This window comes from Gordonibacter sp. (genome assembly GCF_036667095.1).
Lineage (GTDB): Bacteria > Actinomycetota > Coriobacteriia > Coriobacteriales > Eggerthellaceae > Gordonibacter.
In genome coordinates this window covers 1,230-2,936 of record NZ_JAVWUP010000263.1, presented here as the reverse complement: position 1 = coordinate 2,936, position 1,707 = coordinate 1,230, and the positions used below count along the sequence as shown (strand labels likewise).

The following is a 1,707-nucleotide window of genomic DNA, read 5'->3' as shown; positions in this document are numbered from 1 at the left end:
GCCTCCATAGCGGCGGTGCCTGAGCCCGTCAAAAACGCCACACGCGACGCTTCAGGAGCGCCGGCAAACTTCAAAAGGAGCGCTTCGTTTTCAAGCATGACGCGGGAGAATTCAGGCGTCCGAAAATAGGGGACTTGCTCGGCCCCAACCGATCGTACTTCATCCGACATCTGCACCGGACCCACGGCAAAATTAAGCACAGCGGCACTCCTTCGTTCGTTTCGTTGCAAATCCCAAACAGCAGACGCGCTACCGCTTACGCGGCACGAACACCGCACCGACCACCGGCGTACCCGCGATGCGCAGAGCTTCCGACAATCGATCAAGATCGCGACTCTTCGCCGTAGCACAGCCGAGAGCAATCAGCACACCCTCCGCCTGCGACAACACTTGAACAGCATCGGGCTCAACAGCCGCCGATGCGCTTCCGGTCACCGTAAGGCCTCTCTGCTCCAGCGCATGTGCAACTTGAACCGCTCCATCAGCCTTAACGCAACCCGCCACTACAAGCGAAGCAATATCGTTGCGCTCGAGAAGCACTTTGACATCTTCCGCCAAAAACGCGTAGTCATCTTCCGTGCGCACCGAGGCCAAAGACGGCACAGCAAGCAGACGCTCAATGTCGCGCACCGACCTTACACGACGGGAAAGAACATCGTAGGCAACAAAAACAACAAGCGAACCCACCAAACCCACGAAGCCATAGATAATCACATTCTTGATGTTAACGCTCGAAGCAACCGCTACAAGGGGGTTTTCTTTCGACACAGGCTTATCCACGCCAAAGTCGGCCGCCTTGCCCTGTACTGACGACAACGCCGCAGGACTCACAATGGTAACTTCAGTAACCGGCAGCGTTTCTCGGATAATCTGAGAGGCTTTTTCTGCGGCAAAATCGGTTGCCTGTAAAGCTATTTCAGGCGTCGGAGCAGACGCATCCACAAAGATAAAGCGGGTGTAGAAATTCCCGTTCGTCTTTTCATTAACCCAGAAGGGAGACGACACCGTCACATCCTCCCCGAATTGACGACGTACCTCACCAGCCACCTCATTGCTTACGATCACACGACGTGCGTCGGTAATCAGCATATCCTCAGCGCCCCCCAGCTGATAGTTGTAGGTACCCACTTCCGGGGATTTCTCGTATCCCGAAATATAGAAAGAAGCCTCAGCGGTATAAGCCGGCTCAACCACCGTCTCTCCCCCTTTGGAAAAGGAAGGCACCACGCCAACCGCCACCAGCAAAAGCGTAACTATCACGATAGGAATCCAGTGTCGTTTGACGCTTTCCCCGATTGTTTCAAAGTTGAACATAACGCATCCTCACCTTAGCCTTTCAATACCTTGCAACGCGTCGAAGCCAGCACGCGTAGTTGGCCATTTTTACCATTCTCGCAAAGCGGAATAGCAGCAGGAGCCCGCACAATCACCAGATCAGATGTCCGATCAACCTCCGGTAGCACCTCTGGCAAGTTGGGATCCTCCCGCGTACCGCGCATTCTCTCTTGCAATCCTTTACGCACTATCTTAAGGGCGCGGCGAGACGAGCACCAGCTCAACAAAGCCGACCCTCCCACCAGCAGCGCCATTGCAAGTGCAAAACGAGTTGTCCATATAAACGATATCCATTCCATAGTGTTCCCACGTGGCATATGAACAATCATGATTGAGGAAATCAAGGCGACAGTACCCCAAAACCAATGCTTA

General features: G+C 54.0%; 1 protein-coding gene and 2 pseudogenes. All 3 read right to left on the bottom strand.

The features are described from left to right. A pseudogene (locus RR842_RS13420) lies at positions 1-200 on the bottom strand (alanine--glyoxylate aminotransferase family protein); the annotation flags it as partial. A 49-nt stretch (positions 201-249) separates the two neighbouring features. Continuing rightward, a complete protein-coding gene (locus tag RR842_RS13415) occupies positions 250-1,314 on the bottom strand; it encodes a hypothetical protein (RefSeq protein ID WP_332730091.1) in 1,065 nt (354 codons plus the stop codon). Positions 1,315-1,328: 14 nt separating this feature from the next. Beyond that, positions 1,329-1,707, bottom strand: a pseudogene (locus RR842_RS13410) (hypothetical protein); the annotation flags it as partial.